The sequence below is a fragment of the Pseudomonas marginalis genome, from assembly GCF_900105325.1.
GTDB lineage: Bacteria > Pseudomonadota > Gammaproteobacteria > Pseudomonadales > Pseudomonadaceae > Aquipseudomonas > Aquipseudomonas marginalis.
Map to the genome: position 1 here is coordinate 2,890,433 of NZ_FNSU01000003.1, position 26,721 is coordinate 2,917,153.

The 26,721-nt window shown below is 59.8% G+C and carries 19 protein-coding genes and 3 pseudogenes; 11 read left to right on the forward strand and 11 right to left on the reverse strand.

Annotated features, from left to right (window positions below; genetic code table 11):
- The first annotated feature begins 288 nt into the window (after window positions 1-288).
- Window positions 289-6,216 (forward strand): leucine-rich repeat domain-containing protein, encoded by a 5,928-nt coding sequence (locus BLW22_RS22590; protein WP_074847500.1) that lies wholly within the window; start codon window positions 289-291, stop codon window positions 6,214-6,216.
- 10 nt (window positions 6,217-6,226) lie between these two features.
- On the opposite strand, the gene argR is transcribed toward BLW22_RS22590, so the two are convergent.
- The 4 genes and pseudogenes from argR to BLW22_RS22615 form a co-directional block, all read right to left on the reverse strand.
- Window positions 6,227-7,207, reverse strand: a complete 981-nt coding sequence (argR, locus tag BLW22_RS22595; RefSeq protein WP_065947832.1) for a transcriptional regulator ArgR — start codon at window positions 7,205-7,207, stop codon at window positions 6,227-6,229.
- Between the two features lie 218 nt (window positions 7,208-7,425).
- Window positions 7,426-8,190, reverse strand: a complete 765-nt coding sequence (locus BLW22_RS22605) for an ABC transporter ATP-binding protein (RefSeq protein ID WP_010208310.1) — start codon at window positions 8,188-8,190, stop codon at window positions 7,426-7,428.
- A gap of 27 nt (window positions 8,191-8,217) precedes the next feature.
- The gene (locus BLW22_RS22610; protein WP_074847502.1) at window positions 8,218-9,330 is read right to left on the reverse strand and encodes a succinylglutamate desuccinylase/aspartoacylase family protein; all 1,113 of its coding nucleotides are present in this window, start codon (window positions 9,328-9,330) and stop codon (window positions 8,218-8,220) included.
- A 1-nt stretch (window position 9,331) separates the two neighbouring features.
- Window positions 9,332-9,673, reverse strand: a pseudogene (locus BLW22_RS22615) (ABC transporter permease subunit); the annotation flags it as partial.
- Window positions 9,674-9,758: 85 nt separating this feature from the next.
- Between BLW22_RS22615 and BLW22_RS22620 the strand changes: the two are divergent.
- Complete coding sequence (locus BLW22_RS22620) at window positions 9,759-10,907, forward strand: integrase core domain-containing protein (protein WP_065924691.1); 1,149 nt, start codon at window positions 9,759-9,761, stop codon at window positions 10,905-10,907.
- A 43-nt stretch (window positions 10,908-10,950) separates the two neighbouring features.
- Here the strand turns inward: BLW22_RS22620 and BLW22_RS22625 are convergent.
- From BLW22_RS22625 to acs, 4 genes and pseudogenes are all read right to left on the reverse strand, one after another.
- Window positions 10,951-11,310 (reverse strand): annotated as a pseudogene (locus BLW22_RS22625) (ABC transporter permease subunit); the annotation flags it as partial.
- Complete coding sequence (locus BLW22_RS22630; RefSeq protein ID WP_010208305.1) at window positions 11,307-11,996, reverse strand: ABC transporter permease; 690 nt, start codon at window positions 11,994-11,996, stop codon at window positions 11,307-11,309. The gene BLW22_RS22630 and the pseudogene BLW22_RS22625, both read right to left, overlap by 4 nt.
- Window positions 11,997-12,087: 91 nt before the next feature.
- Entirely contained in the window at window positions 12,088-12,873 is a 786-nt protein-coding gene (locus BLW22_RS22635; RefSeq protein ID WP_065926197.1) for an ABC transporter substrate-binding protein, read from the reverse strand.
- Window positions 12,874-13,482: 609 nt separating this feature from the next.
- The gene (gene acs / locus BLW22_RS22640) at window positions 13,483-15,438 is read right to left on the reverse strand and encodes an acetate--CoA ligase (protein ID WP_053140037.1); all 1,956 of its coding nucleotides are present in this window, start codon (window positions 15,436-15,438) and stop codon (window positions 13,483-13,485) included.
- Between the two features lie 411 nt (window positions 15,439-15,849).
- Here acs and BLW22_RS22645 point away from each other — a divergent pair, with 411 nt between their 5' ends.
- The 6 genes from BLW22_RS22645 to BLW22_RS22670 all read left to right on the forward strand — a co-directional run bounded on the left by BLW22_RS22645 (window position 15,850) and on the right by BLW22_RS22670 (window position 21,235).
- The gene (locus tag BLW22_RS22645; RefSeq protein ID WP_027607759.1) at window positions 15,850-16,119 is read left to right on the forward strand and encodes a DUF2790 domain-containing protein; all 270 of its coding nucleotides are present in this window, start codon (window positions 15,850-15,852) and stop codon (window positions 16,117-16,119) included.
- A gap of 579 nt (window positions 16,120-16,698) precedes the next feature.
- The gene (locus tag BLW22_RS22650) at window positions 16,699-17,949 is read left to right on the forward strand and encodes a ribonucleotide-diphosphate reductase subunit beta (RefSeq protein WP_024077017.1); all 1,251 of its coding nucleotides are present in this window, start codon (window positions 16,699-16,701) and stop codon (window positions 17,947-17,949) included.
- Window positions 17,950-18,148: 199 nt separating this feature from the next.
- Window positions 18,149-18,862, forward strand: a complete 714-nt coding sequence (locus BLW22_RS22655) for an HNH endonuclease (RefSeq protein WP_074847503.1) — start codon at window positions 18,149-18,151, stop codon at window positions 18,860-18,862.
- A 71-nt stretch (window positions 18,863-18,933) separates the two neighbouring features.
- On the forward strand, window positions 18,934-19,581 hold the full coding sequence (locus tag BLW22_RS22660; protein ID WP_065925245.1) for an HAD-IB family hydrolase: 648 nt from the start codon (window positions 18,934-18,936) through the stop codon (window positions 19,579-19,581).
- Between the two features lie 231 nt (window positions 19,582-19,812).
- A complete protein-coding gene (locus BLW22_RS22665; RefSeq protein WP_065925246.1) occupies window positions 19,813-20,760 on the forward strand; it encodes a hypothetical protein in 948 nt (315 codons plus the stop codon).
- A 94-nt stretch (window positions 20,761-20,854) separates the two neighbouring features.
- Entirely contained in the window at window positions 20,855-21,235 is a 381-nt protein-coding gene (locus tag BLW22_RS22670; protein WP_074847504.1) for a helix-turn-helix domain-containing protein, read from the forward strand.
- Here BLW22_RS22670 and BLW22_RS22675 read toward each other — a convergent pair.
- The 3 genes from BLW22_RS22675 to BLW22_RS22685 all read right to left on the reverse strand — a co-directional run bounded on the left by BLW22_RS22675 (window position 21,165) and on the right by BLW22_RS22685 (window position 23,627).
- Complete coding sequence (locus tag BLW22_RS22675) at window positions 21,165-21,722, reverse strand: AAA family ATPase (RefSeq protein WP_065925248.1); 558 nt, start codon at window positions 21,720-21,722, stop codon at window positions 21,165-21,167. The genes BLW22_RS22670 and BLW22_RS22675 overlap by 71 nt on opposite strands.
- Window positions 21,712-22,230, reverse strand: coding sequence for a hypothetical protein (locus BLW22_RS22680; RefSeq protein ID WP_065925249.1), 519 nt, complete (start codon window positions 22,228-22,230; stop codon window positions 21,712-21,714). The genes BLW22_RS22675 and BLW22_RS22680 overlap by 11 nt, the downstream gene beginning before the upstream one ends.
- A 338-nt stretch (window positions 22,231-22,568) precedes the next feature.
- Entirely contained in the window at window positions 22,569-23,627 is a 1,059-nt protein-coding gene (locus BLW22_RS22685; RefSeq protein ID WP_027605642.1) for an MBL fold metallo-hydrolase, read from the reverse strand.
- A gap of 123 nt (window positions 23,628-23,750) precedes the next feature.
- On the opposite strand from BLW22_RS22685, the gene BLW22_RS22690 reads away from it, so the two are divergent.
- The 3 genes and pseudogenes from BLW22_RS22690 to BLW22_RS36050 all read left to right on the forward strand — a co-directional run.
- A complete protein-coding gene (locus BLW22_RS22690) occupies window positions 23,751-24,377 on the forward strand; it encodes a TetR/AcrR family transcriptional regulator (RefSeq protein ID WP_065925250.1) in 627 nt (208 codons plus the stop codon).
- A 190-nt stretch (window positions 24,378-24,567) separates the two neighbouring features.
- Window positions 24,568-25,626 (forward strand): diguanylate cyclase, encoded by a 1,059-nt coding sequence (locus BLW22_RS22695; RefSeq protein WP_065925251.1) that lies wholly within the window; start codon window positions 24,568-24,570, stop codon window positions 25,624-25,626.
- 264 nt (window positions 25,627-25,890) lie between these two features.
- Window positions 25,891-26,661, forward strand: a pseudogene (locus BLW22_RS36050) (PAS domain-containing protein); the annotation flags it as partial.
- Window positions 26,662-26,721: the final 60 nt, after the last annotated feature.

Genomic DNA, 26,721 nt, shown 5'->3' on the forward strand with positions numbered 1-26,721 from the left:
AGGAACGCCTGCCTGGAACTGGCGGGCGATGCAGGGATTGTAAGGACAGTTTTCAGAGCGGCCTTGCCGCCAAGCGACAACTTCTTATAGCGCCAACCCGCGATTTAGGCGGGTTTACGCCAATGCGACAAATAGCGTCGCAATGGCGCAGTTTAAACCGTGTGCCGGCTCCATGGGCAGGTGATGTTCGCGAATCCGCAGAAGCACACCGCACCAACTATCTACCGCCGTCGATCGCGTGCCGACTGGTCTGCTGAAAAGACACTCATACTGTCAAGGATCGATCCCATGCCTCCCCTCCCCGCACCCGCCAACGGCGAAGTTCGCCACACCATTGTCATGCAGGCCATTCCCCACTGGCTGGGTGACGCCACGCCAGCCAGGCGTTCCACCCTGGGCGAAGTGTCCGGGAGTTTTCCCGACTGGTACAAAAACGCCTCCGCCACCCAGCACGCCGAACTCAAGCGTCTCAACGGCGAAGCCTGGACCCGGCAGAATCAGGTAGACAAAGCTCTGGCCGGCCTCAAAAGCCCGCAAACCTTCGGCGCCGAACTGCTGCAACCGGCGCTGAAGCGCCAATACAGCGTCGATCTGGATGTGCGCAGCACCTGGCTGCAACTCTATGTGCCATTGACGCTTGCGGGGTTTCGGGTTCAGGCCGGGGCCTCGCGTACGTGGAGCGTTTCACTGCTCAACGCCGCGCTGCACAACTTCGAGCCCGCCGAAGCACAGCCCGATGCCTACGAGCGCAACTCCGGTTTCAGCAGCCAACCCAACGCCGCCGGGCATTTCCAAAGCCTGCCGGCGGTTGACGCACGCATCACCATTGCCCAATTTGCCACCCTCTGCCGTGAATTGGATATCGGCGGGCGCTATCAGCGCTATCTCGAAGATTACCTGGGGCTGGACAACCCTGTGGCCATGGCCGCCCTGCAATACAAGGTCGAGCAGAGCCTGAGCAGCGCGCTCAAACGCTCGCTGTACATGGCACTGCTCAAGGGCGACATCCCGCAAACCGGCTACGACGCGGTCCACAGCCTGATTGATCACGGACAGCACTGCCCGATGTGGGTCGCTCATGAGCTGGTGATCATGTCCAGCCGCCTGACCGGGATCGTACTGTTTTCCCAGGACCTGGATGCAAGCCGCGAGCCGGTGCCGGTGATCGTCTATATCCCTGACGACCCGCAGCACCCCATCAAGCAATACGCCAGCACGCAGGCGTTTATCCAGGCGCTCACCGCACGGTTGCGCGCCTCGGACTTTCAGCACTTCTTCAGCCGCTTTGTCGACCATGCCGACCTGGGGCGTTTTTTCGCCGACCTCACGGGCCGCCTGAGCCAAGTGACCTGGCACTCGCATACACCGGGCGATCCGCTGCCCAGTTGGCGCGGCAGCGAGGTGGAGCGAGCAAACCTGCAGTTTCGTGGCATTCCCATCAAGCAGCCGCTGTTCCATTACCTGCATCAGATGAAGTTGAGCAAACTGCTGAACGACGCGCGCAGCCAGGCAGTGAGCACCGCCAGCGCCAACCAGAAAGCGCGCTGGGAGCGCTGGGACCTGGTGCAAAAAATCGCCTCGGCACTGCTGCAAGTCGTCGCCCTGATTGCCACCCCCTTTGTGCCGCCACTGGGCATGCTCATGCTCGGCTACACCGCCTACCAATTGCTGGACGAAGCCTTCGAAGGGGTTATCGACTGGGCTGAAGGCCAGGTGCAGGAAGCCTTCGGACATGCTATGGGGTTTATCGAGCAACTGGTGCAATTGGGCCTGTTTGCCACAGGCATCCCCATCGCCCAGGGCATTCTGCGCAAAGTGCTGCCGAGTGAGTGCCTGGGGTTTCTGGATGGCCTCACACCCGTGACCAGACCCGATGGCGGCGAACGCCTGTGGAAGCCCGATCTTGAGCCTTATCGTCTCAAACAGAGCCCGCCCAGCGGCGTACGTCCTGATGAGAAAGGCGTGTACCGCTTCAACGGCAAAAACCTGCTGCAGGTGGGCGACGACTATTACACCGTCCGGCAAGACCCCATCAGCCAGCGCTATTTTGTGCAGCACCCCAGCCGTGCGTCGGCCTACCAGCCGCAGGTGATCAGCAACGGCCAGGGCGCCTGGATTACCGAGTTGGACCGCCCGCTGAGCTGGGACAGCGCCACACTGATGCGGCGTCTCGGCTACCCGGCCGAAGGCCTGGATGACGCGCGCTTGCAGCAGGCGCGCAGCGTCAGCGGTACCCACGACAACGCGCTGCGCCAGATGCACCACACCGGGCAAACGCCGCCGCCGCTGCTGGCCGATACCCTCAAGCGCTTCAAGATCGATCTAGCGCTGCAAGACTTCATCACGCAACTCAACAGCGATGACCCGCTCATCTATGGCCAGGCGGACGTTCAGACACAGTTGCAGATACTCACCAGCTACGGCCTGTGGCCCGCCTCCAAGACCTTGCGGTTCCTGGATACCCAAGGGAAAACCCAATGGGAGTTTCTTGGCCGGCCCGACGCTAGCGTGGTACAGATCCATGAAAGCCAATTGGAAAATGGTGATCTGCTACGCGTGCTGGTGGAGAGTTTGGATGAAGCCGAGCGTAAAGCACTGCTTGAAGAACCCGCCGACCAGCCCGCCTCCCATGCGTCTATTCGCGCCGCGGCCCTGCGCAAAAAGATCGCCCGCCTTGCCCACGAAAAACGCTTCTCGCTGTTCGATTCCCGCTACCGCAGCGAAGAACATAGCCCGGGGGCAGCGCTGCAAAAAATCATCGACGCCGCCCCCGAGCCCGGCCTGCCCGTCAGCGTCGCCCATGAACTGCTGGCCAATGCCACCGGCGACGAGTTGCAAGCCATCGACCAAGGCAAGGTGCCGACGCATATAGCCGAGCAAGCCGCAGCCGCCCAACTGGATGTGCGCACCACCCGTGCTTACGAAGGGCTCTACCTGGACGCCGTCGACAACCCCGACACTCACCTGCTCGCGCTGCTGTCCCTGGAGCGCCTGCCCGGATGGTCGACGCGCATGCGCCTGGAAGTCCGGCAGTACCGTAGCGACGGCCCGTTGCTGGAGGCTATCGGCGCCGAAGACGCGCCGCTCAAGCGAATCGTCATCCATACCGAATCGGGCCGCTATACGCCTGTCGATGAGAAGGGCCCGGTGTTTGGCGACACCGATTTCTTCACCGCCATCCTCCAGGCGATCCCCGATAGCCAGCGCGACGCCCTGAACATCCACATCGGCCAGGGCGAGCGCCTGCGCCAGGCGATTGGCGAGCACGTGCTCGATCGCGAGAGGCTGCGCACCTTGCTCAGCGCAGACACTTACCGCAAACCGACGTTCGACCCCACAGTCATGCGCCTGCGTGGCGGCATGGACGGTTATCAGGCAGCAGGGCCGTCACGGCCACCAGCCGCCGAGCCGCAGCCCACGCTTGAGCAGCGCGCCCAGCACTTGCTGCCCAGCCTCCCTGCGGAACAGATCGCCGACCTGGTACAGACCCTGGAAAGCCGTCCCGGCGGCGCCTTGGCGACCCTGATAACCCTGCAGGTCGAATACAACAAACTGGACACCGACCTCGCCGTCTGGGAACACATGACGCCCACCTTCCACCCCATCACTGAAGCACCACTGACGCCCCGGGAATACCAGTACGTGCGACGCAACCGTGCCCTGTGGGCCCAGGAGGTCAGGCGCGGCTGGCGCCAGGAAACCGCGATTGATCACTACCATGACCAACTGCTCCTCAATGGCCACAAGCTGCAACTGACGATCCCGATCTACGGCGAACTGCCCAGGCTCACGGCACGCTTCGAGCACATCAGCCTGCTGGAGCTCAAGGGTCAGCACACCGCACTGCAGATCAATGACTTCGTGCAGTTGTTCCCACGCCTGCGTCACCTGAACGTCAGCCAGTTTTACCTGGGTGGCCTTGCGCCAAGCATCGCGCAACTGCCCAGCCTCGACGTGCTGATATTGAGCGACTGCAACATTACCCTGACCGAAGAAACTCGGGTGGCCCTTGGCAGCATGACTCGCCTGAAGACCCTGGACCTGTATAACAACCCTCTGGGCCTGACGCCCAGCGTTACCCACATGGCCCACCTGCAACACTTGGACCTGAGCTACACCGGCATCCGTGATTTGCCGCCAGGCCTGCTGAACCGTCCACAGTTGGAACTGGCGGTTTTGTCCAATAACCAGATCCGCGAACTGCCTCCGGCGCTGTTCGAGTTGCCGGTAGAAACCAGCCGCAAGTTCGACCTCTCCAGCAACCCGCTGTCGGGACCCACGCTGGAGCGGGTCAAGGGGTACTACCAAAGAACCGGTGGCCGCTGGGACATTGACGCGCCCGGCACCGAAATCCAAAGCGCCAGACGCCTTTACCCAACGCTGTCGGACAATGACATCAATCAGCTCATCTTCGATTTCCCGGGCAACCTGGACGCAGGCCGCGCAGCGCTGGCGCAGCTTGAAATCGACTACCCGCGGATTCGCCAAACGCTGGCACCTTGGGCCGACGACGAGCAAGTGTCCGCCCAGGAGCGCACCTATCGCTCACTGTTCGTGGACACGCTCGAAGCCGGCTGGCGTCGGGAAACCGAGCAGGACACACACGCCCCAGGGCGTCTCCCGCGCTTCACACTCAACCTGCCCTACCCCATCAGCGGCGATATTCCCGCCCTGAGCACGCCCTTCCCCCATGTCTCATCACTGAGCCTGTCCGGCAATGCATCCACCCTGCAGCCCAACGCGTTTCTGCGCAGCTTTCCACAGTTGGAGCGCCTGTCCATCGAGCGCTATACCCTGATGCATTTGCCCAGGACCCTGCCGCAACTGGAGCGGCTGACCCATCTGCGCCTGGATCGCTGCGCCATTGAACTGAACCCCGCCAGCGCCCAGGTGCTTTCCAGCATGACCCACCTCCAACACCTGGACCTGGCCAATAACCGCCTGGTCTGGCTACCGGACTTCAATCGCCTGACAGCCCTGACCAGCCTGTCACTGAGCAACACCGGCCTGCGGGAAATTCCACCGGCGCTGCTGGCGGGCAACATCGCCCGGACACGGGTAGACCTGAGTCACAACGCCATCGAGCAGATTCCCGATCAAGGCTTCCAACTGCCCGCCACCCTCAGCGCAGCCTTTGACCTGTCGGATAATCCGTTGTCACGGCACACCCTCGCCCGCATCAAAACCTACTGCCAGGCCACTGGCGAGCACTGGAACGCGCCGGCCCCCCAACCCCAACTGCAACAGCTACAAGCACTGTACCCAAGCCTCAACAACCGCGAGGTCAGCCGTGTGTACTTCCAGTTACCGGGCGACCTGGACACCGTAGACCTGCACATCACGCGCCTGGATGGCGAGTATCAGGACCTGCAGGCACACCTCCAAGCCTGGGCTATGGAGGTCCCCTCCAGAGACCCACTGCTCGACACCGTGCTGGACGAGGGCGCGCGGGCCGAAGAACAAATCCGTCGCCTGGGCTTCAAGGATTTGCTCGAACGCTGCTGGCGCCGGGAGGGCGAGTTGGACGACTCCAACGGTTTCACCCGCCACAGCCATAAACTGGTGTTCCACGGCCAGTTATTGGGGGACATGCCGATGCTGAGTGCGCAGTTCGATCACGTGAGCCTGCTGGAGATCATCGGAGACGGTACCAACCAGCAAGTGGACGGTCTGCTGCGCTGCTTCCCCAACCTTGTCAGCCTGACCCTCGAACGCCACACACTGCTGGATATCCCCGCCTCGGTGTTCGGCCTCCGACGCCTGCGCTATCTGAAGCTGGCGGAAAACCATATCCGTCTGACCCGCGAGAGCAAAGAGCAGCTCTCACGCCTTATCCACCTGGAATACCTGGACCTGAGTGACAACCCGCTGATATTTATTCCCGACATCCGCAACCTTGGACGGCTAGTGTCGATCTACCTGCACAACTGCGGGCTGACACACGTGCCGGAAGGCGTCTTTGCCCTGGGCCGCCTGCGGGTGCTGGACTTGAGTGACAACGAAATCGTCGATGTGCCCAGCGACCTGTTGGAAATGCCGTTGCCACTCAACGATGACTCCGACCTCAGCGGCAACCCACTGTCCGATCAGAGCATCGAGCTGCTGCGCGACTATTACCGCCAGACAGGCTACGAACTGGGCGTGGAAGAGGCGATGTTCGACGAGTTCGGCGTGGCGCTGATGGCCCCGGGAACCCCGAGACCCATGGAGGAATAAGCGAGGATGCTCAGCCGCGCTCGGACGGCACTGACGACAACTCGAACGGGCTGCTGCTGCGCCGCTGGTTGCGATCTTCACGTGGGGTGGCGCCAAAGAAGTTGCGGTAGGCGCTGGAGAAATGCGGCCCCGACGAGAAGCCGCAGGACAGGCCGATCTGGATGATCGATTTGCTGGTTTGCATCAACATCTGGCGCGCCTTGTTCAGGCGCAGTTCCAGGTAGTACTGGCTGGGAACGCGATTGAGGTATTGCTTGAAGATCCGTTCCAGTTGTCGTCGCGACACGCACACGTGCTGGGCGATCTCGTCGGTGGTAAGCGGTTCTTCGATGTTGGCTTCCATCAGCAACACCGCCTGGGTCAGCTTCGGATGGCTGGAGCCCAGGCGATTTTGCAAGGGAATGCGCTGGCGCTCGCCGCCTTCGCGGATGCGCTCCACCACCAGTTCTTCCGACACCGCGCCCGCCAGCTCGGCGCCGTGGTCGCGGGCCAGCACCGCCAGCAACAGGTCGAGTACCGACATGCCACCGCAGGCGCTCAAACGGTCACGGTCCCAGTCGAACAGGTGGCTGGTGGCAATGACCTTAGGGAAGCGCTCGGCAAAATCGTCCTGCCAGCGCCAGTGCACAGCGGCGCGGTAGCCATCCAGCAGACCCAACTGAGCCAGCGGGTACACACCCGCTGACAAGCCGCCGATCACACAACCAGCACGCACCAACTGCTTGAGCGCAGTGCTGAGCTGGGAGGCAATAGCCGTGGGCGGTTCGTCAGCCAACAGGAACAGCTTCTGGAAACCTTCCAGCTTGCCGGCCCACGGCTCACCCGGCAATTGCCAGGCCCCTTCGGTCGCCGGTTCTGCGAGCAGAAACGACAACTCGTAGACCACATCCGGATGCACCCGCTGAGCAACGCGCAAGGCCTCCTCAGCCAGCGCAAGCGTGAGTGCTTTTGTGCTGGGCCAAATCAGGAAACCAATTTTATGGGCGGTCATGGAGTGCTATCCGGAGCGAAAACAGTGAAAGAAGCCGTGGGCCAATGCTAGCCCGTAAACCAACACAAAGCTCAAAAACGATAAAGACCTGCTTTCCTGTAGGAGCGAGCTTGCTCGCGAAAAACCTGAGAACACCACGGGGCATCAGGCTTCCCGCGTTATCGTTGACGATCTTCGCGAGCAAGCTCGCTCCTACAGGGGGAAAGCAGCGGCCTTGATTATTTCAAGCTGCCGGACAGGAACTGCTGCAACCGCTCGGACTGCGGGTTGACCAGCACTTCCCGCGGGTTGCCACGCTCTTCGACGATGCCTTTATGCAAGAACACCAGCTGGTTGGACACTTCACGGGCAAAGCCCATTTCGTGGGTCACCACCACCATGGTGCGGCCTTCCTGGGCCAGGTCCTGCATCACCTTGAGCACTTCGCCGACCAACTCTGGGTCCAGCGCCGAGGTGGGTTCGTCGAACAGCATCACCTCAGGCTCCATCGCCAGGGCACGGGCGATCGCCACGCGCTGCTGCTCGCCCCCGGACATGTGGCCGGGGAACGCATCCTTGCGATGGCCCACGCCGACCTTGGCCAAATAGTGCTCGGCCTTTTCACGGGCCTCTTTCTTCGACACGCCCAGCACATGCACCGGGGCTTCCATCACGTTTTCAATCGCGGTCATGTGCGACCACAGGTTGAAATGCTGGAACACCATCGACAGGCGCGAGCGCATGCGTTGCAGTTGCTTAGGGTCGGCGGCCTTCATGGCGCCGTCCTTGTTGGCCACCAGTTTCAGCTCTTCGTTATTGAGCAGGATCTTGCCGGCGTGGGGTTGCTCCAGCAGGTTGATGCAGCGCAAAAAGGTACTTTTGCCCGAACCACTGGAACCGATGATGCTGATCACATCACCGGCCGCGGCGGCCAGGGACACGCCTTTGAGCACTTCATGACTGCCATAGCGTTTATGCAGGTCTTGGACTTCAAGTTTGTACATGCGGTCGGTTCTCACAAAAACAGGTGGTCAGTCGTTGAGCAAGCGCCCGTGACGCAGCGCTTCGCGCCCCGCCACCTTGGCCAGCCAGAAACCCGCTTGGGCATAACGTAGCCGTTCAACGGCAAACAACACCCCCGAGGTGCCTGCGCAGATAATGCTCACGCGGTCTTCCAGGGGGTCAATCACTTCAAAAATCGGCTCGCCCTTCTCGATCCAGTCGCCGGCTTTACGCAGGTAACTGATCACCCCGGCGTGGGGCGCGAACAGCAATTCGGTGCCTTCGAAGGGCACGCCTTCACACGGTTCGTGTTGCGGCGCCGGCCATTCGCCCTTGATCAGGCCTTGCTCGGCGAGAAACGCGAGGATGCCTTCGGCGTGGAAGATCGCTTCGTCACGACCGGTGTCCGCTTGACCGCCCAACTCCAAGGTAGTCGCCAGGCAGGCCAGCGGGATCTGCGCGTCAGGAAAGGCGCGGGACAGACGCAGCCACGGCAACGAGCAGGCCTCATCAAACGAGCTGCCGCCGGAATCTTCCGCGAGCAGACCGACTTTCACATTCAAGTGCGCCGACAGCGAACGCCACTGCGGCCAGTGCTGGGGCAGCGCGTACATGTGCAGTGCGGCTTCGGCGTCGCAGTGCAGGTCGAGGACGATATCGGCGCTGCACGCATGGCTCAGCAGGATGCGTTGCATGCCTTGCAATTGGCTGCTCGGCTCGGGCAATGCGTTGAGCGCATCGGCCATCGCTTGGCGAATCATGCGCACGTTGGCGTGAGCATCATCCCCCAGCTTGCCTGTGAGCAACTCGGCCACCGGCTCGCTCAACTCAACGAAATCGCGGTTGAAATTCTTGCCGCTGCCCACTTCGAAACGGCCCTGGTGGCTGCCTTGCAGCAACTGGCCCAGGCCCATCGGGTTGGCCACCGGCACCAGCTCGATCACGCCGTTGAGGCCACCTTGCGCTTCAAGTTCGGCGAGGCGTTTTTTCAGCTCCCACGCGGCGCGCATGCCGGGCAATTCATCGGCGTGCAGGCTGGCCTGGATATAGGCCTTGCGCTCGCCACTGCCGAAACGGAACACGCTCAGTTGGCGCTCGCAGCCCAGGTGGCCCCAGGGCAACAGGTGATCGATACGTTCCATATCAGTGCTTCCGTGGAGCCAGGTAGCTCAGCCAGCGGCGCTCGGCCAACTTGAACAGGCGCACCAGGATAAAGGTCAGGCACAGGTAGAACACGCCGGCGGTGATGTAGGCTTCGAACGGCAGGTAAAACTGCGCGTTGACCGTGCGCGCGGCACCGGTGATGTCGATCAGGGTGACGATGGACGCGAGACTGGTGGTCTGCAGCATCATGATCACTTCGTTGCTGTACTGCGGTAGCGCGCGGCGCAGGGCCGACGGCAGCAGGATGCGGCGGTACAGCTTGTAGCGCGACATGCCCATGGCCTTGGCCGCTTCGATCTCGCCATTGGGGGTGGCCTTGAGGCGGTACAAACCGGGGACATCGTTTACATTTCTAACCGGGGACATGGTTTACAGGCTAATACGCATGATCAGGAGGTAACTGATCATGCCCTGGAACCAAGAGTCCCCCATGAATCAAAGAATCAAGCTGGTAGCTGATTGGCTTTCTGGCAACTTCACCAAAAGCCAGTTGGCACGCCGCTTTGACGTTAGCCGACCTACCGTCGATAAGTGGATTGCCCGGCACGACGGCGACTTGAGGTCTTTATCCGAACTGTCCCGGCGACCTCACAACAGCCCAAATAAAACCGACGACGAGATTTTGGCCCGTGTAGTCGCGATGAAGGAGGCTCACGATAAATGGGGGCCGAAAAAGCTTCTCGAACTATTACGGCTGGAAGATCCCTCCGTCACCTGGCCCTCTCCAAGTACGGCCGGTCAATGGCTTGACCGACTTGGGCTCGTCAAAAAGCGGCGCTTCAAACGCCGACACAGCATTTCCCACGCACAAATGCGAAAGGCCGACGAACCTAACAAGACGTGGTGTGCTGACTACAAAGGGCAGTTCAAGATGCTTAATGCTCAGATGTGCTTCCCTTTGACCGTCACAGACCATGCGTCGCGTCTGATTTTAGCGTGCAGGGCCCATCCCAAGATCATGACCCAGCCTGTAAAACAGGCCTTTGAGAGGCTTTTTCAGGAGTACGGCATGCCGGAAGTTATCCGTTCGGACAACGGGGTACCGTTCGCCTCTCCTGGCCTGGCAAGAATATCCACACTGGCAGTTTGGTGGATTCGGCTGGGTATTTATCCCGAGCGAACCATGCCGGGAAGACCCGCCCAGAATGGTCGCCATGAACGAATGCACCGTAGCTTGAAACTTGAGTTGCCCTTAGGGAAAAACTTAGTCGAGCAGCAGCTTTTGCTGGAGCATTTCAGGCATGAGTTTAATTACGTACGCCCTCACGAAGCGCTCGGCATGAAACGTCCAGGAGACTTGTATGTGCCGTCCACCCGAATTTATCCAGGATGCTTGCCCGATGTGGAATATCCGGCAGAAATGAAAGTTCGAAGCGTCAGGCAGGACGGATCGATCAAGTGGAACGGCAAGTTGGTATTTATCAGCGAGGCGCTGTCCGGGGAAAGGATAGGGCTCAAAGAAGCTGAAGATGAAGCTTGGGATTTGTACCTGTGTGATTATCCCTTGGGGAGGCTTGGACGAGGTATGACCCGCGTCCAGGCCTCAAATGTGTAAACGATGTCCCCGGTTTCAGATGTAAACGATGTCTACGGTTCTACAGGCTACCGGCAATGATCTCGGCGGTGTAGGCGCTGGTGTTGATCGCAAAGGCCAGGCACGCGCAGAAGGTCGCACTGGACAGCAGCGGCCACAGGAAGCTCTCGCGCACCGCTTCGAACTGCGCCAGGCCGTAGTAGATCAGGAACAGCTGCACCAGCATCGGCGTGCCGCGGATCACGTAGGTGTAGAGCCAGGCAACGCCGTTGACGACCGGTTGCTTGGACACACGCATCAAGCCCAGGGGCAAGGCGGCGAGCAGGCCGAAGAACAGCGAGATGGCGAGCAGTTTCAGGGTGGTCAGCAGGCCGCCAAGGTACAGCGGCATGGCCTCCCAGATGACGTTGTAGTCGAAGATCATAGATCAGCCGCCCTTACGCCTACCGAGTAGCGCTTCTCAAGATGACGCAGGGCCAGCAACGACACGCTGGTGATCACCAGGTACATCGCCGCCACTGCGAGGAAGAAGGTAAAAGGCTCGCGGGTGGCATCAGCCGCCTGCTTGGCCTTGAACATCATGTCTTGCAGGCCCACCACCGAGATCAGCGCGGTGGCCTTGGTGAGTACCAGCCAGTTGTTGGTAAACCCGGGGATCGCCAGCCGGATCATCTGCGGCACCATCACCCGGAAAAACACCTGGAAGCTGCTCATGCCATACGCCAGGCCGGCTTCAGCCTGGCCCTTGGGGATGGCCATGAAGGCGCCACGGAAGGTTTCCGAGAGGTAGGCGCCAAAGATGAAACCCAGGGTGCCGATACCGGCGGCCAAGGGGTTCAAGTCGATATAGTCGTCATAGCCGAGCATCGGCGCGACGCGGTTAAGCAGGTCCTGACCACCGTAGAAAATCAGCAGGATCAGCACCAGGTCGGGGATCCCGCGGATCACCGTGGAGTACAAGTCACCCAGCCAGGCCAACCAGCGCACCGGCGACAGGCGTAACGCGACCCCGATCAGACCCAGAACAATGGCCAAGGCCATGGACGACAAGGCGAGCTGAAGCGTCAACCATGCGCCATCGAGGATGACGGCCCCGTAGCCTTTCAACATGATTCAGGTCCTCGAAAAGGGGGATGAAAAAATGGCGCAAACCGCAGGAATTCTGTTGCTTGCGCCATTTCGGACAGATCGCTGCGACGATTTACTTGGCGTCAGCGCCGTAAATATCGAAGTCGAAGTACTTGTCCTGGATTTTCTTGTATTCGCCGTTGGCACGGATCGCGGCAATGGCTGCGTTGATGCGGTCGAGGTTTTCCTTGTCGCCTTTGCGTACGGCGATGCCGATGCCGTCACCGAAGTACTTGGCGTCGGTGAACTGTGGGCCCACGAACGCGTAGCCTTTACCGGCTGGCGTCTTCAGGAAGCCGTCTTGCAGCAGGGTGGCGTCGGCCACGGTGCCGTCGAGGCGACCGGCTTCCACGTCCAGGTAGATTTCGTTCTGCGAGCTGTAAGGCACAACAGTGGCGCCTTTAGGAGCCAAGACTTCCTTGGCGAAACGATCGTGGATCGAACCGCGTTGCACACCGATCTTCTTGCCCTTCAATTCATCCAGGCTGTCGCTGACGGTGGTGCCTTCCTTCATCACCAGTTGCGCTGGGCTGAGGTAGTAACGGTTGGTGAAGTCCACGGACTTCTTGCGGTCTTCCGTGATGGACATGGACGACAGGATCGCGTCGATCTTGCGCACTTTGAGCGCAGGGATCAGGCCGTCGAACTCTTGCTCGACCCAGGTGCACTTGACCTTCATCTCTTCGCACAGGGCGTTGCCGATGTCGTAGTCAAAACCGACGATGCTGCCATCCGGTGCCTTGGAGGCAAACGGAGGGTAGGCCGCTTCGATACCAATTTTCAGGGGCTTGCCTTCAGCGAAAGCCTGCATGGACAGCACGGACAGCGCCAGGGCGCCCAACAGCACGAGTTTCTTCATCTTGGGACTCCATCGGTATAGGGCAAAACAGCAGTATGAGCCATGGCCCACGATGCGACTGAGTGAAACCGAATAGCGGTGCTGCGTCCTACACCAATTCAACAGTGGAGACGACGAGCGAGTGATCGGCATTCTAACGACAGGCCGGAAGCCGATATTTCCTCAATGCGACAACAATTTACAGAAGCACTGAGAAAGCGGTTCCAGCACATTGACAGCCTCTGAATTTTATGCAGAGACAAAAGATATTAAACCTGTTGATGCTGCAAATTGCGGGCCTATTATTCGCAAACCCTTCTAGCACGGCAAGTGTGGCGTTTAATCTTATGGCTCGGGGTGTCTAAGGCGCGGTTTTTCGGGGCATAAGCGTAGCCCTTTGCCTCAGGTTTGGGCGATGGGTTACACATTTGTGCCACTCGGTAACATTCAGAAACCTCCTACGCGAAAAACCGATATTTATTTGCCTGATGATCATGCGGGCCTGTCAGACCCTCCCCCCTACCCACCTTGGATTGCAATCCAAATGTAGGAAAGGCGGTGATTTTGAGAAATCATAAAAAAGCCCCACTCGGCATACACCGAATGGGGCTCTTTCCCACCTACCCCGCCTTACGCGACATTCATGGTCTTGTGTGTCTCAATCAAATGCGCCACTACACCTGGGTCCGCCAGGGTGGAAATATCGCCCAGCCCGTCGTACTCGGCCGTGGCAATCTTGCGCAGGATACGCCGCATGATTTTCCCCGAGCGCGTCTTCGGCAAGCCCGGTGCCCACTGGATGACATCCGGCGAGGCAATCGGCCCGATTTCCTTGCGCACCCAGTTCTTCAGCTCCAGGCGCAGGGCTTCGGTGGGTTCTTCGCCATTCTTCAGGGTCACGTACACATAGATGCCCTGGCCCTTGATGTCGTGCGGCACACCCACCACCGCCGCTTCGGCGACTTTAGGGTGGGCAACCATGGCGCTTTCGATCTCGGCGGTGCCCATGCGGTGGCCGGATACGTTCAACACGTCATCCACACGGCCGGTGATCCACCAGTAGCCATCTTCATCGCGACGGGCGCCGTCACCGGTGAAGTACATGCCACGGAAGGTCTTGAAGTACGTGTCGACAAAACGGTCATGGTCGCCGTACAGGGTACGGGCCTGGCCTGGCCACGAGTCGAGAATCACCAGGTTGCCTTCGGCGGCGCCTTCGATGATGTTGCCCAGGTTGTCCACCAGCGCCGGCACCACGCCGAAGAACGGCCGTGCGGCAGAACCCGGCTTGAGTGCATGGGCACCCGGCAGCGGGCTCATCAGGGTGGCGCCGGTTTCGGTCTGCCACCAGGTGTCGACGATCGGGCAACGGGATTGGCCGACATTCTTGTAGTACCAGTCCCACGCTTCCGGGTTGATCGGCTCACCCACCGAGCCCAACAGGCGCAGGCTGCTGCCATCGACGCCTTCGCAGGCAGCGGTGCCGGACGCCATCATCGCGCGGATCGCGGTCGGGGCGGTGTAGAGGATATTGACCTTGTGCTTGTCGACGATCTTGCCCACCCGGGTAATGTCCGGGTAGTTCGGCACACCTTCGAACAGCAAGGTGGTCGCGCCATTGGCCAGCGGGCCGTAGACAATATACGTGTGGCCGGTGACCCAGCCGACGTCGGCGGTGCACCAGTAGATTTCGCCCGGGCGGTAGTCGAATACGCGCTCGTGGGTCAGGGCCGCGTACAACAGGTAGCCGCCGGTGGTGTGCTGCACGCCTTTCGGCTTGCCGGTGGAACCTGAGGTGTAGAGGATGAATAGCGCTTCTTCGGCGCCCATCTCTTTGGGCGCACACACGGTGCCCGCCACTTTCATCAGGTCTTCGTACCAGATGTCGCGATGCTGGTTCCACTTGATCGAACCATTGGTGCGCTTGCACACGATGACCTTCTGGATGCTGCTGGTTTCCGGGTTGGTCAGCGCGTCGTCGACGTTGGCCTTCAGCGGAATCTTCTTACCGGCGCGAATGCCTTCATCGGCCGTGATCACCACCTTCGACTTACAGTCGATGATGCGACCGGCCAGGGCCTCCGGCGAGAAACCACCAAACACCACGGAATGGATCGCACCGATGCGGGTACACGCCAGCATGGCGACCACGGCTTCGGGAATCATCGGCATATAGATGGTTACCACGTCGCCGCGGTGTACATCCTGGCCACGCAGGGCGTTGGCGAACTTGCAGACTTCTTCGTGCAGCTCGCGGTAGGTGATGGTACGGCTCTCGGCCGGGTCATCGCCCTCCCAGATGATCGCCGCCTGGTCGCCGCGCTCGGCGAGGTGACGGTCCAGGCAGTTGTAGGAAACGTTCAGGGTGCCATCGGCGAACCACTTGATGTCGACATGGTGATCGTCGAAAGAGGTCTGCTTCACCGCGGTGAAAGGCTTGACCCAGTCAAGGCGCTTGGCTTGCTCGCGCCAGAAACCGTCGGGGTTGACCACCGACTGCTGGTACATGGCCTTGTAGGTTGCCTCGTCGGTCAGCGTGTTGGCTGCTACTTCGGGGCGAACGGGGTACAGGGAAGCCGCACTCATCTTTCTTACCTCGGTGACATAGTTGTTGTTGTATGACCCAGTTGTATCCGGGGTGGGCCTATAGAACCATTCGACGATGGTAGTAACAAGACCCTACAAAATGCCCTGCTATCCCCGTTTACCGCTCTGGCCCGCAGCCTGCGGGGCTTTGCGGGTGGGTGAAAAAACCTTTATCACGGGATTGTTACAAAAACCGCCAATAGTCTTTATCAAAAGCACGGGTATATGAATATAACCCGCAGGCCTAGAATCACTTCCGCCAACCAAGGCATTGTGATTAACACAACAGTGATTAACAACGTAACAGCCCCCACGAAGGCACGTTAATCCGAACTAACCAATCCTAAGTTACACACGTGGCCTCACAAGGGCCCCGTGACCCCTTTCGCCCTGAAGAAGGTAAGTAAAGAAATGAAAGCTCTCGTAGTTATGGCCCTCAGCAGCTTGTGCGCCACCGCCGCCCTGGCCGACGAGGCCCCGACCGAGCTGGCCGGCCAGAACGCCCCGATTGTCGAGGACTACACCTATAGCACCAAGCTGGACGTGGCCAAAGTATTGTCCATGAGCACAATCCCGGAAGTCTGCGAAGTTGTACCGGTGAAGATGGAATATGAAGACTCCCAGGGTCAGCGCCATATCCTTAATTACCATGTCATGGGTAATGGTTGCTCTAACGGATAACAACTTCGTTAGTTGGAACAGACCCGGATCTTATTCGCCGCAAGAAATCGTTCTTGCGGCAAAGAACCGGCGCCTGGCACGGCACGCGGTAAATGTGGGAATGGGCTTGCTCCCGATAGCGGTCGTCACTCAGCCCCGCCCCTCCCTTCCTCTCCTCAAAAAGCCCTACCCTACCCCCCACAATAAATAGCCCACCGCCCGTCAAAAATTTCCTACCCCATCAACCCCCCGCAAACCCTCACTCTGGCTCAAATAGCCGCCTTTTTGTCTCTGATCCGAGACCATCCGCCGCAACACAAAGCCGAATTTTTCCCTATAATGCGCGGGTAAATCGGGCCTGCAATATCCCTTTACACAGGGACGAAGAGCCAGATCTTGAGCCTGCGCTGGAGTATGCATCCACCGCTCCGCCCCTCAAGCCTCATGCAGTACCCGTTACCCAATTCCGTTTATTTGCCTGCGCGAGCTGTTGCAACAAACGATTCCTTAAGATCCACCGCGGCCCGAGGGCCGTGTGAACACCCAACCATCCGGTTTCACACGGGCACCTTTGAGCCCTCACGCAGGAGACGACACGTCATGCTGAGCTGGGACGAATTCGACAAAGAAGAAGACGGTGAAGTAGCCACCAAAGGCGCCAACGCCGGCCACGCCACCGAAGCCAACATGGACCGCCTCGACGGTGCCGGTGCCGCTGCCGCCATCGAAGCACGCGCCGTCACCGCCAGTGACTCCGCCGCCATCGTGCGCGCCAAGGCCGCCCTGGACAAACTCGACGTCGCCGAAGGCCTCGCCGAACTCGAAGGCGCCTCCGCCCGCGTCGCCGTTGACGAAAAGCGCATGATCAACTGCCGCGCCGACCTCAACCAACTCGTGCCCTTCAAGTACGACTGGGCCTGGCAGAAGTACCTCGACGGCTGCGCCAACCACTGGATGCCGCAAGAGGTCAACATGACCGCCGACATCGCCCTGTGGAAAAACCCCGAAGGCCTGACCGACGACGAACGCCGCATCGTCATGCGCAACCTCGGCTTCTTCTCCACCGCCGACTCCCTGGTCGCCAATAACCTGGTCCTGGCCGTGTACCGCCTGATCACCAACCCGGAGTGCCGCCAGTACATCCTGCGCCAGGCCTTCGAAGAAGCGATCCACACCCACGCCTACCAGTACTGCATCGAATCGTTGGCCATGGATGAAGGCGAGATCTTCAACATGTACCACGAGATTCCATCGGTGGCTAAGAAGGCAGCCTGGGGCCTGAAATACACCCGCTCGATCTCCGATCCGAAGTTCGAAACCGGCACCGTCGACACCGACAAGGAACTGCTGCGCAACCTGGTCGCCTACTACTGCGTGCTGGAAGGCATCTTCTTCTACTGCGGCTTCACCCAGATTTTGTCCATGGGCCGCCGCAACAAAATGACCGGCGTGGCCGAGCAGTTCCAGTACATCCTGCGCGATGAGTCGATGCACCTGAACTTCGGTATCGACGTGATCAACCAGATCAAGATCGAAAACCCACACCTGTGGGATGCCGAGATGAAGGAAGAAGCGACCCAGATGATCCTGCAGGGGACTCAGCTGGAGATTGAATATGCGCGGGATACCATGCCGCGCGGGGTGCTCGGTATGAACGCCGCGATGATGGAAGACTATTTGAAGTTCATCGCTAACCGTCGCCTGTCGCAAATTGGGTTGAAGGAAGAGTATCCGGGGACGACTAACCCGTTCCCGTGGATGAGTGAGATCATGGACTTGAAGAAAGAGAAGAATTTCTTTGAGACCCGTGTGATCGAATATCAGACGGGTGGGGCATTGAGCTGGGATTAATTCTTAGCACAGCTAAACCGAGAAGCCCTGACTTGTTCAGGGCTTTTTTATGCAAGCTCGCTTGAAACCTTCAAGACAAAGCAGCGAATTCATTTACCAATGGCGTTGACCGCTAATTCCTGCCAGAACGTAGGAAATTTCGTAGACGCAATAATGGCTACTCAGTATCGTCCGAGGGTTTTCTACCCTCGGCGGCTGTATGGATATTACGAAAGACAACACGGACTGGAACGACGCGGAGTTGGCAGCAGCGGTCGAGGCTTACTTGAAGATGCTGGCCAAGGAAAAGAACGGCCAGCCTTTCAATAAAGCGCTCGAAAACCGCCTTTTGCGCGAGGGGCCGATAGCCGGTCGTGCAAAAGGCTCCGTAGAGTTCCGCATGCTAAACATTTCTACCGTTCTTATCCGTATGGGCCTGGAGCCGATAAAAGGCTTTAAGCCCGCGAAGAACGTAGGGTCAGGCGTCGAACAACGCATCCGCCAAGCGCTGGCCGCGCAGGGTGTATTCGAATCCGAAGACGCCGCCCAAACAGCAGACGAGCAAACGCTTATCCGCCGCGCGTCCAAACTGCAGCAGCAACCTTTCACTCAGTTACCGGACGGCATTGCCCAGCCGCAGAAGGTCTCGACCGTCAGCACCGCTTTTGTTCGCGACCCAAAGGTACGCGCCTGGGTACTGAAAGAGGCCGAGGGCATCTGCGAAGGCTGCGGCGCTAACGCGCCGTTTGAGGTCGACGGTTTGCCATTTCTTGAAGTACATCACGTCAAGCACCTGGCCCAGAAGGGTTCGGATCGCATCACCAATGCTGTAGCCTTGTGCCCCAATTGCCATCAGCGTTGTCACCGGTCGAGTGACCGGGCGGCTTTCACCGAGGGGCTTTACGCCAAGGTCGGAAGATTGGCACGGGAGTAGACTCCTGCTGTCACACCTGATGCACGCTCAAAAATACTAGATAGGACCGAGGCCAACCCGTGAACCCAGACATGCTCGAAGCCGGCCCCGTTGACGCCAAAGTACTCTCCGTCTTTGACTTCGACGGCACCCTGACCCACCACGACAGTTTCGTGCCCTTCCTCAAGTTTGCCTTTGGCACCGGCGAGTTTTATGGCCGGATGGTCAAGCTGGCGGTGCCTGGGCTGCGCTTTTTGGTGCGGCAGATCAGCCGGGATGAGTTGAAGGCGCAGTTGATCCGCACCTTTATGACCGGGGTGGAGAAGACGTGGGTGCAGCAGAAGGCCGAGGAGTATTGCCAGCGCAATTGGGCACGGTTGATGCGCCCGGCCGGGGTGTTGTCGGTGGAGCAGGAGTTGGGCTCGGGGGCGGTGGTGACGCTGTGTTCGGCGTCGCCGGCGTTGGTGCTGCAGCCGTTTGCCGATCGGCTTGGGATCAAGTTGATTGGCACTGAGCTTGAGGTGGTCGACGGGGTGTTGACCGGCAAGCTCACCGGGAATAACTGCCGGTGTGAGAATAAGGTGCTGCGGCTTGAGGCGGTGTACGGGGACCTGGGGGAGTATCGGCTCAGGGCCTGGGGCGATACGCGAGGGGATCGGGAGTTGCTGGCGGCGGCGCAGGATGCACATTTTCGGCATTTTCATGCGAAGAAGAAAAAGCGGGCCAAGTTGCAGCGGTGATGCGGGTGGGTGGGATCCACCGGGAACACCGAGTCGATCCCATCGCCGCCTCGCTGGGGCTCGACAGCTCCCACAGTTGAGCGGTTTAGGCTTGAGTGTCGCGACTAGCATGGGGTGCTTGGGGTTGAGCTGGACTTGTTCCCTCGCAGCGGACGGCGGGTTGCAGGTTCTTGCTGATATTTACGCGGGTTCCCGCTATTAATAGCGAAACCTCTCACGGACCCGAGCCCCATGAAATTCGACACGGCCTACAGCCTGAGTCTCGATGACAAGCTGTCGATCTATGACGTACGAGACCTGAATTTCGACGAAACCAACACCTTCGATTCCGACAAGGACAGTTTCCTCTGCCCCAACGATGCCTGTCGCGCCGCCTTCGAAGCAGGCAATGTGCTGAGCACGTTCAACGCCAGGAACGTCAACTACCAACGCACCCCGCACTTCAAAAACACGCCGAGCACCCGGCATATCGACGGCTGCCGCTATGCCAGTCTCCACAAGGGTGCAGCAGGCGAAAACGACGATGAGCGTGAGGATAATTTCCCATCGGAGTTTGTGCTGACACGTCGTACGTACGAGCGTAAAACCGCGGAGGTCGGCACCGAGGGGCTGGTCCCACAAGATTCAGCGAAAACACCTTCACCCCGCAGCGACGAATCTGTCAGCGCCAGCGACACCACCCCGGAAAAAACCAGCGTGTTTGCCCACCCGGTGGAGTGTTTTGTGTCGAACATCGACGACAAGGAAAAGCTGAAAAGCATGCCGCTGAAAATCGGCGAGCACACCGCGACTTACGCGGCGTTTTTCAAGAAGATCGAATACCTGCAAGACAACAAGGGCCTGATCTACTGGGGCAAGGTCAAAGCGATCAAGGACTACACCAGCAGCTTTCGCATCGACTTCGAAAAGAAGGTGTGGCTCGACAAAAAGCCCTACTCGGTCAACGTCTACCTGAGCAAAAAGCTCATCGAGAACTACCGCAAGCGCAAGGCGTTCCTGGAGCAGATCAGGGCGGCGGCGGACAGTGAGCGGGCGTTGTATTGTTTCTTCTACGGGGTGACACCGGAGCTGAAACAAGTGCCCAGCAAGAAAAACCCCGAGCAGACCTTCGGGGTGTTCAGCGCGAATATCGAGAACCTCGATCACCTGATCATTCGTGAGGCGCCGGGGTTGGAATAGTGGGTCGATAAGCATCCAGTTGATGAGCGGTCAAAACAACTGTACAAAAACACAGTATAGTTTGCCCTCCCCCGTCGAATCCTGGAGAAACCCCATGTCCTCTCTGGCAATGAGCTCTTTCGTAGAACAGCAGATCGTCCTGCACCAATTCACCGCCAAACACAGCGTACAGGCCCGCGCGATGCTGGGCTGGAGCCGCGACGAGCTGGCCCGCCAGGCGGGTGTGACGGTGGATGCCATCCAACAGTTTGAAAGCCAGGGCGATGTGGGTGATGAAACCCGCCTGGCATTGGCGTTTCGGTTGGAGGCGCAAGGGCTGGTGTTTTTCCCGGGGTTTGCGCCGGGGTGGGGCATGAGTGTGCGGCGGTTTGAGACCGCCCCAGCCGAACCCGCTGCACAAAACATTATTTCGCGGCTGATGGGCTCAACAGCGGCATCAATTGATTCACCAACGCCCCAGCCGAATGGTGCGTAGAGTCCAAGCGGATCACCGGACAGGTCAGTGCCGCCAACCAGGTTTCATGCCGACGCAGGCTGCGTAGGCTGTGGTTGCCGCTGTCGTAACGAGCGGCCCAGGCCAGGAAGGCGACGCTGTTCTCGTGGCGACTGCCACCTTCCAGGATTTCATCACCGTAGCGTTGCACCTCCCTCATGCGCAGACGGTGCAGGCGTACTTGCGGGTCGAGGCGCAGGAACACCACGTGGGTGAACTGCGCGATCATCGGGTCGCCCCAGCCGCACAGTGAACCGGACAGCACCCAGCCTTCCAGGCCGACAGTCTGCTCCTGCAGCAGGCGGATGCGTTCATCCTTGGGCCGGGCAATGGTGAAGGGGGCGTCGGTTTGCTGCCAGTAGAAATAGTCGGTGTCGAAGTAAGCGACGTTCAGACTCTCCGCCAAGGCCCTGCCCAGGGTGGTAGTGCCCGCCCCCGCAGCACCGAGGATATGAATTCTATAGGCCATGGCTTCCCTCCCTGGCATTGCGATAACCCAGCGCCAGCGCGGCCAACGATTCCTTCGACCATCGCGCACCGTAGAACCACAACGTCGCGCCACCATCGAGAGCCTCGCCAAACCTCGGGTAACCACTCCAGCACGCACTATGGAATGCAGCACTTTGACTGTCCGACACCAGGGCATCCAGCCGGTATTCATTCACGATTTCATCGATTTCATTATGGGTGTGCAGTTTGAACGTGAGGGTGCCGTCGATACGTTGCGCCGGCACGGGTATCAGTTGCGCCCCGGCCCGGCGCAGTACGTCCAGCGCACGCATGAAGGGCGCACGGTGTCGAATCGGTTCATGCCCATCGCCACGTCCATATCGGTCGGCATACCCCACGCGCCTGCCGGCCAACGCTTGCATGGCGGCAAAGCGGCTATTGTTCTGCACCAGGGGCACCTCCACCATCACTGGGCCCTCTGGGTCGATACCGCTCAGGGCAATCAGCGTCAACGAGGGGTCAGGCATGGGTCTGATGGGAATTGCCGGTACGTTATACCCGGGGATCAGGACGCCACCCTTGGGGTGGGTTTGAGGGGGGGATCGACATCAAACTCGATACTGCGGGGGGGCACTTGATCGGGGGAAGGACGGCGGCATGGAGATGCCGAGTCGGTCATGCCCAAGAGCGCAGACAACGGCTGGCCAACCTGGCAAACCGCATCTGCTCGCAAAAACCATCTGCGTATGCTGTCCATCGGTACGCCTCCCCTGAAAACACTTTCCAGGGATCATCGCATCCTTCGCCGGCGCCTGTCGCAGACCCGAAACAGCTTGAAAACTCCTTTTTCGGCGCCTCTGCGCCCTCAGCCCACAAGGTGCTCTTGTGCACCTTGGGTTTCCACTTCCAGCCACCATGCATACCCACGCTCCGGCTGGTTCAAGCTGAACGCCTGGCCCATCGGCGGTGTGGTAATCGACACATTGCGCTCCCACGCCAGCGCCATGATGCGGTCGAAAGGTTCGTGCCAGGCATGGAACGCCAGGTCGAAAGTGCCGTTGTGGATCGGCAGCAGCCAACGGCCCCTGAGGTCGATATGCGCTTGCAGGGTTTGCTCCGGCTGCATGTGTACATGGGGCCAGTCGACGTTGTAAGCACCGGTTTCCATCAACGTCAGATCGAACGGGCCGTACTGTTCGCCGATGCGTTTAAAGCCATCGAAGTAGCCGGTGTCACCGCTGAAAAAGATACGGCGCGTGCCGTCGATCATCACCCAGGAACACCAAAGGGTCTGATTGGCATCAAACAGGCCGCGCCCGGAAAAGTGCTGCGCCGGCGTGGCGACAAAGCGAATGCCATCCACCTCGGTGCCTTGCCACCAATCCAGCTGCCGCACCTTGCTGGCGTCGACACCCCACTTGACCAGGATGTCGCCCACGCCCAGCGGCGCGAGAAAGTAACGGGTCTTGTCGGCCAGTTGGACGACAGCCTTATGGTCAAGATGATCGTAGTGGTTGTGGGAAAGAATCACCGCCTCCAGGGGCGGCAGCTCTTCAAGACGGATAGGCGGCTGGTGGAAACGCTTGGGGCCAGCCCAACTGAATGGCGAGGCACGCTCGGCGAACACCGGGTCGGTCAGCCAGAACTTGCCGCGCATTTTCAGCAATACGGTGGAATGCCCCAGGCGGAACACGCTGTGATCAGGCGCCGCCAACAATTGCTCGCGGGTCAGCGGTTGCACCGGGATCTGCCCCACCGGGCGCGTGCTGCGTGGTTTGTTAAACAGCATGTTCCAGAAGATACGCAAGGTCTTGCCAAAGCCACCGTGCTGCACGGGGGCCTCGTTGCTGAAGCGCCCCAGGTCCAGATCGGCAGGCTTGGGCGCCGCAGGTGAAGACTTGAGGCGGGTTGAGATGGTGGCCATTACAGAGTGACTCCTACGGTCCGCGCATAAGTTACACTGAACAGTGTAGTTTCAAGATTGCAACAAAATCCGCAGCAAGTAAACTACCCAGTGTAATTTACCCTCAAGAGCCGAACGCCACCCATGACTGCCCCTCAACGCCTCACCGACCGCAAACGCCAAGCCATCGTGGCAGCGGCCATCGCTGAGTTTCGCGATAACGGCTTCGAGGTCACCAGCATGGACAAGGTCGCCGCCACCGCTGGGGTTTCCAAGCGCACGGTGTATAACCATTTCCCCAGCAAGGAAGAACTGTTCGCCGAAATCCTTCACCAGCTCTGGGCCAGCAGCGTCGCCCAACTCGACGTCAGCTACACCAGCGAGCGCCCCCTGCGCGAACAACTGCGTGGTTTGCTGGAAGCCAAGATGAAGATGATGTCGGACACCAATTTCCTCGATCTGGCCCGGGTAGCCATCGCCGCCACCATCCACTCGCCGGAACGTGCGCAAGACATGGTCACCCGCCTGAGCCAGCGCGAAGAAGGTTTTACCCAGTGGGTACGCGCCGCCCAGGAAGACGGCCGCCTCTCTTGCACCGATCCGGCGTTTGCCGCCCACCAGATTCAAAGCCTGCTCAAGGCTTTCGCGTTCTGGCCGCAGATCACGTTGGGCCAGCCGACCCTGGATGCCGCTCACCAGGCGCGTGTCATTGAGTCGGCCATCGACCTGTTCCTGGCCGGCTACGAAGTCAGCGCCCCCTGCCCCGAGTAAAAACCGTTGCAGGAGCGACATTCCTGGTCGTTTTTGACGCATTCGCCCTCTGTTTTGCGCAAATGGCCTGGAAGGCCACTGATTATTCCCATGGGAATAACTGACAATATTCACAGGCCTTATGCGATCAACGGTCGATCCGGTGTCCGCGCGCCGCGGTAAATGTGAAAAACAGCTGAACCAGGAATTTATGGAAAACAGACGAGGCAAAGGGCTCTCATTTGCCCGGCGTATCTACCAGCCAAGGATCATCGGCCTGGGTGTCGGCAGCATCAGCGTTACCGGCGCCCTGTACCCGCTTGCCATGCCGGGCTGGGTCTGGGCGTTACTGCTGTTCAATGGGTTTGCCTGGGCGCACCTGGCGTATCAGCTATCCACCCGTTCACCGTTTCCTTACCAGGCTGAACAGCGCAACTTCCTGTATGACTCGGTACTCGGCGGGTTCTGGGCGGCGGCCACACAGTTCACGCCGCTGACAGCGGTGACCATCCTGTCGATGATGACCATGAACAACGTCGCCGCCGGCGGCCGGCGCCTGTTCCTGCGTGGCCTGCTCGCCCAGGTGCTGGGGATCGGCGTGGCATGGGCGCTGTTCGGTATCCAGTTCAACCCCGACGTCAGCCTGCTTCAGGTCTACTCCTGCCTGCCGATGCTGACCCTCTACCCCATGGCCATCGGCATGGTCTGTTATCAACTGGCGATCAAGCTCTCGGAACATAAACGCGCCCTCAGTGCCCTGAGCCGCACCGACAGCCTCACCGGCCTGCTCAACCACGGCTCGTGGAAAGACCTGCTGCACCTCAAGTTCCACAAGTGCCAGCAGCAGCAAAGCCACGCCACCATCGCATTGATCGATATTGACCACTTCAAGCAGATCAACGATACCCATGGCCATATCGTCGGCGACACGGTGCTGCGGCAACTGAGCCTGGAACTGCGGCGCAACCTGCGGGAAAACGACCTGGCCGGACGTTATGGTGGCGATGAGTTCTGTGTGATTCTTCCGCAAATGCCTCTGGAGCAAGCAGCGCAGATCATGGAGCAGATGCGCGAAACATTCGGCAACTACCGCACCCCGCACATACCGGAATTGCGCGTCAGCCTGAGCATCGGCCTGGCGGACTTCCAGCCGCGCTTCACCGACGCAGCCATGTGGCTGAACGCGGCGGACCGAGCACTTTATGCCGCCAAGGACACCGGGCGTAATCGAGTCAGTGTCAACGACGACCGGATAGCCTGCTCCGCCTGACGTTGTCTACGACACCTGGTCTTGATCTTCTGTGCAACGCCGCGGGAGATGGCGTAATGCCTCCATTGGTCGCCTACCCAAAAATGGTCCTGCCCATGGGGCGAACTTCTTGTCAGGCTGATGACTCTTAACCCGTTGTTCCACCCCCCGCTGTCAGCACAAGGGAGCTGACAATGAGCAGGTCAACCGTAGGGCAAATGCCTTACGGAGGCAGGCGCCTATACATGGATACTCCCAGACGCGTGCTTGCCCGAGCCCCCGAACATGTTATTCAACGCCCATAAGAAAACCATCGATACCCTGCAACACACCGTGGCTCACCAGGCCAGCCTGCTGGACGCCATCGAACGCTCCATGGCGGTGATCGAATTCGATCCGCAAGGCCTCGTGCTGCGGGCCAATGACAACTTCCTCAGTACCCTGGGCTACCGCGCCGAGCAGATCGAAGGCCAATCCCACCGGATGTTCTGCACGCCCGCCTTCGCCCGCAGCGCCGAGTACCAGCAACTCTGGGCCAACCTGCAAAAGGGTCAGTTCCAATCAGGTACCTTTGAACGGGTGGGCGGCAATGGTCAGTCGGTGTGGCTGGAAGCCAGCTACACCCCGGTACGTGATAACGCGGGCCGTGTGATCAAAGTGGTGAAGTACGCCCTGGACGTTACCCCGCGCCTGCAGGCCGAAAGCGAGGCCAACGCCAAGTTGGAAGCCATCGGCCGGGCCATGGCCGTCATCGAGTTCAACCTCGACGGCACGATCATCACCGCCAACGCCAACTTCCTGCAACGCATGGGCTACAGCCTGGCGCAGATCCAGGGCCAGCATCATCGTCTGTTCTGCACCCCGCAGACCGCCGCGAGCTCAGCCTACAGCGAGTTCTGGCGACGCCTGAACCAGGGTGAATTGTTCAGCGGCCAGTTCGAGCGCGTGGATAAAAACGGCCGGCCCGTTTGGCTCGAAGCCAGCTACAACCCGGTGTACGACGCCAGCGGACGCCTGTGCAAAGTGGTGAAATTCGCCTCGGATATCACCGCGCGCGTGCAACAACACGCCGCTGACGCACAGAGTGCCGCCCAGGCCTATCACTTGTCCCTGCAC

Bases quoted from the DNA above. Each gene is read 5' to 3' on its own strand.
- BLW22_RS22590 (WP_074847500.1), top strand. From the start codon at position 289: ATGCCTCCCCTCCCCGCACCCGCCAACGGCGAAGTTCGCCACACCATT.
- argR (WP_065947832.1), bottom strand. From the start codon at position 7,207: ATGACCGCCCATAAAATTGGTTTCCTGATTTGGCCCAGCACAAAAGCA.
- BLW22_RS22605 (WP_010208310.1), bottom strand. From the start codon at position 8,190: ATGTACAAACTTGAAGTCCAAGACCTGCATAAACGCTATGGCAGTCAT.
- BLW22_RS22610 (WP_074847502.1), bottom strand. From the start codon at position 9,330: ATGGAACGTATCGATCACCTGTTGCCCTGGGGCCACCTGGGCTGCGAG.
- BLW22_RS22620 (WP_065924691.1), top strand. From the start codon at position 9,759: ATGCCCTGGAACCAAGAGTCCCCCATGAATCAAAGAATCAAGCTGGTA.
- BLW22_RS22630 (WP_010208305.1), bottom strand. From the start codon at position 11,996: ATGTTGAAAGGCTACGGGGCCGTCATCCTCGATGGCGCATGGTTGACG.
- BLW22_RS22635 (WP_065926197.1), bottom strand. From the start codon at position 12,873: ATGAAGAAACTCGTGCTGTTGGGCGCCCTGGCGCTGTCCGTGCTGTCC.
- acs (WP_053140037.1), bottom strand. From the start codon at position 15,438: ATGAGTGCGGCTTCCCTGTACCCCGTTCGCCCCGAAGTAGCAGCCAAC.
- BLW22_RS22645 (WP_027607759.1), top strand. From the start codon at position 15,850: ATGAAAGCTCTCGTAGTTATGGCCCTCAGCAGCTTGTGCGCCACCGCC.
- BLW22_RS22650 (WP_024077017.1), top strand. From the start codon at position 16,699: ATGCTGAGCTGGGACGAATTCGACAAAGAAGAAGACGGTGAAGTAGCC.
- BLW22_RS22655 (WP_074847503.1), top strand. From the start codon at position 18,149: ATGGATATTACGAAAGACAACACGGACTGGAACGACGCGGAGTTGGCA.
- BLW22_RS22660 (WP_065925245.1), top strand. From the start codon at position 18,934: ATGCTCGAAGCCGGCCCCGTTGACGCCAAAGTACTCTCCGTCTTTGAC.
- BLW22_RS22665 (WP_065925246.1), top strand. From the start codon at position 19,813: ATGAAATTCGACACGGCCTACAGCCTGAGTCTCGATGACAAGCTGTCG.
- BLW22_RS22670 (WP_074847504.1), top strand. From the start codon at position 20,855: ATGTCCTCTCTGGCAATGAGCTCTTTCGTAGAACAGCAGATCGTCCTG.
- BLW22_RS22675 (WP_065925248.1), bottom strand. From the start codon at position 21,722: ATGGCCTATAGAATTCATATCCTCGGTGCTGCGGGGGCGGGCACTACC.
- BLW22_RS22680 (WP_065925249.1), bottom strand. From the start codon at position 22,230: ATGCCTGACCCCTCGTTGACGCTGATTGCCCTGAGCGGTATCGACCCA.
- BLW22_RS22685 (WP_027605642.1), bottom strand. From the start codon at position 23,627: ATGGCCACCATCTCAACCCGCCTCAAGTCTTCACCTGCGGCGCCCAAG.
- BLW22_RS22690 (WP_065925250.1), top strand. From the start codon at position 23,751: ATGACTGCCCCTCAACGCCTCACCGACCGCAAACGCCAAGCCATCGTG.
- BLW22_RS22695 (WP_065925251.1), top strand. From the start codon at position 24,568: ATGGAAAACAGACGAGGCAAAGGGCTCTCATTTGCCCGGCGTATCTAC.